The sequence below is a fragment of the Planktosalinus sp. genome, from assembly GCF_059864935.1.
Window position 1 is genome coordinate 1 of sequence record NZ_JCBCCK010000033.1, and the last position, 5,171, is coordinate 5,171.

Sequence of the window (5,171 nt, forward strand, 5' to 3'; positions counted from 1 at the left end):
GTGAAAGTGCCTCAGTCTTTCCTCATGGTGAGGACTTCAACAATATTTTGAGAAAAATCGGGTTTAAAGAAGTGAAAAATAAACCGCAAACCTTTGGGGTTGCAAGTATCTACTTAGCTTCAAAATAGATTTATGAAGAACATTTTTTTTGTATTATCACTGTTATTTATAGTGCAAACCGCTGAAGCTCAAATTTTTTCAAAAGAAAGACTGATCAACAATGAAAATTTTGACCAAGCCCGATGGAGTTGGGGATATTTTTTAGGGTTTAACAGTTATGATTTTAAGTTTGAATATATCAATGAAACCGGGCAGCCGGACATTGAGGTCCTAACCTCAGCAGGGTTTAACGTGGGGTTGATTGGAAACCTGAGGTTACACGATTATTTCGACTTAAGACTGGAACCCGGATTATACTATACTGAAAGAAACTTAATTTACCCGGGATTTGAAGAGGAGCGCGACTATTTAAGAGAGGTAAAATCTACTTATATCCACATACCGTTGCTGCTAAAAGTTTCAACAAAAAGATTGAATAACATCAAACCGTTTATAATTGGTGGTGTTTCAACTTCAGTAAACCTGTCCAGTGATGAAACCAATCCGGAAGACAACAGTGTGGGAAGGTTTAGAATGACTAAAAACACCTATTACTATGAGTTGGGCTTTGGAATTGATTTTTATTTGTTTTATTTCAAATTTACCCCATCAATCAGAGGTGTTTTTGCACTGAGTGATGAATTGGTAAGGGACAATGACCCAAACAGTCCTTATACTTCAAACATAAACAAAATGATGTCCCGTGGGGTGTTTGTCAACTTTACTTTTCAATAGTGCGGTGAAACTCGCTTAAAATTATGGCAGCTGCAGTGGCTACATTGAGACTTTCGGTTAATTGTTCGGGGCCAAACTGTGGAATGGCAATTTTTGAAGTAATTAATTGTTCGATTTGCGGCGAAATTCCTTTGCCTTCATTGCCCAAAACTAAAACGAAATTTTCGGGAAGTGTTTGTTTGTAAATGTTTTCACCATCCATAAAAGCCCCATAAACAGGTAATTTGTTTTTCTCAGACAAGAAATTTTCCAAATCGAAATACACAACATTCACCCGCGCCAGTGAGCCCATGGACGCTTGAACCACCTTGGGGTTAAAACAATCTGCAGTGTCTTTTGAACAAACCAGTTGTTTGACACCAAACCAATCACAAAGCCTGATGATGGTTCCTAAATTTCCGGGGTCTTGTATGCCGTCAAGAACTACAGAAAAGCTTGTTTCAAGTATTTCATTTTGTTCCGGGAGATAAAAAACGGCAAGAGCAGTCTGAGGTGTTTTTAACGCACTAATTTTTTTTAATTCCTGTTCTGAAATTTGTGAGGTTTTACCGGCTGAAATAAATGAAAGGTTTTCTGTTGAAAAAAGCGTGTGAAGCTTCCATCCGGATTTGTAAAACTCGCTGATAACTTTTGTACCTTCGGCAAAAAATAATTGATTTTTTTGTCTATATTTTTTTTGTTGTAAAGACGTTATTAACTTTATTTGATTTTTGCTTACCATGCAAAACTTGTATTTTTGGATGATTACTAATTTACCTACTTTGAAATGCCCATTTTAAACATCGAAAATCTTAAAAAACACAACAACTGGTTCGGGCAATATACAAAAGTACCATTTCTGCTGCTATTTATCACTACATTAAATTCCTGTGATGCCGTAAAAAAAGTAAACGAAGACCAACTATTACTAACCAAAAACACAGTAGTTGTAGATGGTGAAGAAATAAATGACAGCGGTGTTTTCAGCCAGATTATTCAGGAACCTAATTCAGGGATGACGGGATTGATAGGAATCCCGATTGCGCTCCATTTTTACAACCTTGCAAGTGAAAAAACAGACTCTGTTTACTATGCGCAGCTTTATAAAACCCCTGAAAGAAAACGCAGGCTTATAGCCCTCTATTCACAAAAACAAGTAGATGAAATAGTCAACTACAGGGTGGGCTTCAACAACTGGATTAAAAACAATGGTGAAGCACCGGTAATCATTAGAAATGATCGAGCTGAACGCTCACGTGCCCGAATTGAAGAATACTATAAAAGCTTTGGTTGGTTCAATGCAAAGGCAAGTTATCAAATAGTGAGTGATACAGTTAAAAAAAAGAGAGCTTCTGTAATCTACAGTGTTCAAAGGCAAAGACCCTATTTCATTGATTCCATCGAAATAAGAATTGACTCACCGGTAGTTGATTCAATATTTAAAGAAACCGAGCGTCGCAGTCTTGTAAAAACCGGCGAACAATTTTCAAGAAATGATTTTGCAGATGAAAGGGATCGAGTAACCATCCTGATGAGAAACTCAGGCTTATATCACTTCAATCAGGAATACATTTCATTTATTGCTGATACCGTAAAAACAGGCCATAATGTCAATATTGAATACTTAATTGAAAATCGCACTGTTCAAGTGGGCGACAGCACAGTTCAGGAACCTTTTAAAATTCACAAAATTTCCAAAGTCAATATTATAACAGACTACACTTACGAAAACAGAAACAAGACATTTCAGGATTCAATTGAATACAATGGTTACCAGCTTTACAGCTATGACAAGATGAAATACAGGCCAAAATCAATTACAGATGCTGTTTTCATTGAGCCAGGTAGTATTTTTAAAGACACAGACAGGGCATTGACATACAACCACATCAGCGAACTAAGAGTGTTCAGGTATCCAAACATCAATTACGAACTTGACCCTGCAGATACAACCCAAACCAATCTAATAGCCACCATTTTAATGTCTCCTCGAAAAAAATATGGGCTGGGTTTTGATCTGGATTTTTCCACTTCAAACATTCAGGAGTTTGGTGTTGGTTTTAGCTCATCATTTCTCATCAGAAATGTATTTAGAGGTGCCGAAACACTTGAAATTTCAGGAAGGGGAAGTCTCGGTTCTTCAAAAGATGTTGCTGACAGGGACAGCAGGTTTTTTAATATTTCAGAAGTTGGTGGTGACATTAAACTAGGAATTCCCAGAATTCTTTTTCCTCTCAACACAGAAAGTATCATTCCAAAATATATGTCCCCATACACAAATGTAAGTATTGGGGCGAGTAGCCAGCAAAATATTGGTCTGGACAAACAAACTACAAACCTCATCTGGAATTACAAATGGAACCCTTCGAGAATGCATACTTACAGACTGGATTTAGTCAATATTCAGTATGTAAGAAATATGAACACGAATAACTATTTTAACGTTTACCGAAACTCATTCAACAGACTGAATGAGATAGCATTGGGAAGCATTACAGACAATTCTTATTTTAACCTTGACGAAAACAACAACCGAATAGACCTGATCATCCCCGAAGGCACCAACGGCTTCCTGACCGACTTCAACAACAACCAGGTGGGTGGTCTCACAACCGATGACACCCAGAATTTAAGAAATATAGTCCAGCAACTGCAAAGACTGACAGAAAACAACCTCATATTTGCTTCAAACATTACCTGGATCAGAGACTCCAGAAAAAGTATTTTTGACAATCAGTTTTCCAGAATCAGGTTAAAGTTTGAGGTTGCCGGAAATGTATTGGCAGGGATTTCATCATTAATAGGTCTGGAAAAAACCCAGAATGGCAATTATGAAGTATTTGGTGTAAACTATTCGCAATATTCAAAACTGGATGCAGAATATGTGAGGTATTGGGAAATCAACCGTCGAACCCATGTGGCCACGCGTTTTTTTGGTGGAATTGCAATTCCTTATGGCAATTCAAACAGTATCCCGTTTACCCGAAGTTACTTTGCGGGCGGACCCAACGACAACCGAGGCTGGCTACCATTCAGGCTGGGGCCGGGAGCGAGTGACACCGGTGATGAATTCAATGAAGCCAACCTGAAACTGGCCGCTAATCTGGAATACAGATTTACCATTCTTGGAGCATTCAAGGGAGCATTGTTTGTAGACGCGGGAAATATCTGGAATGTTTTTGACAACGTCACCGATGAAAAATCAACTTTTGAAAGTTTTGACGACCTGAAAAATATCGCTGTGGGCTCAGGTTTTGGTTTAAGATATGATTTTGGTTTTTTTGTTCTCAGGGGAGATTTAGGGTTCAAGACCTATAACCCTGCACGACCTGAGGGTAGCCGATGGTTTAAGGAATACAATTTTAGTAATATGACACTAAACATCGGTATAAACTACCCCTTTTAAGATTATAATTTTATACTTTTGCATATTCATTCACAGCATAAATAAAATGGTAAATTATAATATTCAATCAGGTGTTGCAACAGGAGACACCGTTCAGGAAATCCACAAACTTGCAAAGTCAAAAGGTTTTGCGCTACCCGCTGTAAACGTTGTGGGTTCAAACTCAATCAACACTGTTCTTGAAACTACTGCAGCTTTAAATTCGCCGGTCATTATTCAATTTTCAAACGGAGGAGCTCATTTTAATGCAGGAAAAGGGCTTTCAAATGAAAACCAAAAGGCAGCCATCGCCGGTGGTGTGGCCGGCGCAAAACACATTCACGAACTGGCAAAAGCCTACGGTGCTGTAGTTATATTGCATACTGACCATTGTGCCAAAAACTTACTTCCTTGGGTGGATGGGTTATTGGATGCCGGTGAAGCACATTATAAAAAACACGGAACTCCTCTTTACAGCTCACATATGCTTGACTTGTCGGAAGAGCCTATTGAAGAAAACATTGAAATTTCAAAACGCTACCTTGAGCGAATGAGCAAAATGGGAATGACCCTGGAAATTGAACTGGGAATTACCGGTGGTGAAGAAGACGGTGTGGACAATACCGGAGTGGATTCATCAAAACTTTACACCCAACCTGAAGAGGTGGCCTATGCTTATGAAGAATTGATGAAGGTGAGTGACAAATTTACCATAGCCGCAGCTTTTGGAAACGTACATGGAGTCTATAAACCCGGAAATGTAAAACTTACCCCCATCATTTTGAAAAATTCACAGGAATATGTTCAAAAAAAATTCAACACCGGCCACAACCCCATCGATTTTGTGTTTCACGGCGGTAGCGGTTCATCAGTTGAAGAAATCAGGGAAGCCATCGGTTATGGCGTAATTAAAATGAATATCGATACCGATTTACAATTTGCTTTCACCGAAGGCATCAGGGATTATATGGTA

At 38.5% G+C, this 5,171-nt stretch carries 5 protein-coding genes; 4 read left to right on the forward strand and 1 reads right to left on the reverse strand.

Annotated features, from left to right (window positions below; genetic code table 11):
* Together AC6F75_RS01345 and porT are read left to right on the forward strand one after the other, a co-directional pair.
* Positions 1–128 (forward strand): class I SAM-dependent methyltransferase (locus tag AC6F75_RS01345; protein ID WP_500713129.1); only part of this gene is annotated, 128 nt, incomplete at its 5' end.
* A 4-nt stretch (positions 129–132) separates the two neighbouring features.
* Positions 133–834, forward strand: coding sequence for a type IX secretion/gliding motility protein PorT/SprT (porT, locus tag AC6F75_RS01350; RefSeq protein WP_500713125.1), 702 nt, complete (start codon positions 133–135; stop codon positions 832–834).
* Here the strand turns inward: porT and AC6F75_RS01355 are convergent.
* The gene (locus AC6F75_RS01355) at positions 821–1,555 is read right to left on the reverse strand and encodes a TrmH family RNA methyltransferase (protein WP_500713126.1); all 735 of its coding nucleotides are present in this window, start codon (positions 1,553–1,555) and stop codon (positions 821–823) included. The genes porT and AC6F75_RS01355 overlap by 14 nt on opposite strands.
* Positions 1,556–1,600: 45 nt before the next feature.
* On the opposite strand from AC6F75_RS01355, the gene tamL reads away from it, so the two are divergent.
* Positions 1,601–4,219, forward strand: a complete 2,619-nt coding sequence (gene tamL / locus AC6F75_RS01360; protein WP_500713127.1) for a translocation and assembly module lipoprotein TamL — start codon at positions 1,601–1,603, stop codon at positions 4,217–4,219.
* Positions 4,220–4,265: 46 nt separating this feature from the next.
* Positions 4,266–5,171, forward strand: a 906-nt coding sequence (gene fbaA, locus AC6F75_RS01365) for a class II fructose-bisphosphate aldolase (RefSeq protein ID WP_500713128.1), incomplete at its 3' end; no start/stop codon positions are given.

Bases quoted from the DNA above. Each gene is read 5' to 3' on its own strand.
- AC6F75_RS01355 (WP_500713126.1), bottom strand. From the start codon at position 1,555: ATGGTAAGCAAAAATCAAATAAAGTTAATAACGTCTTTACAACAAAAA.
- tamL (WP_500713127.1), top strand. From the start codon at position 1,601: ATGCCCATTTTAAACATCGAAAATCTTAAAAAACACAACAACTGGTTC.
- porT (WP_500713125.1), top strand. From the start codon at position 133: ATGAAGAACATTTTTTTTGTATTATCACTGTTATTTATAGTGCAAACC.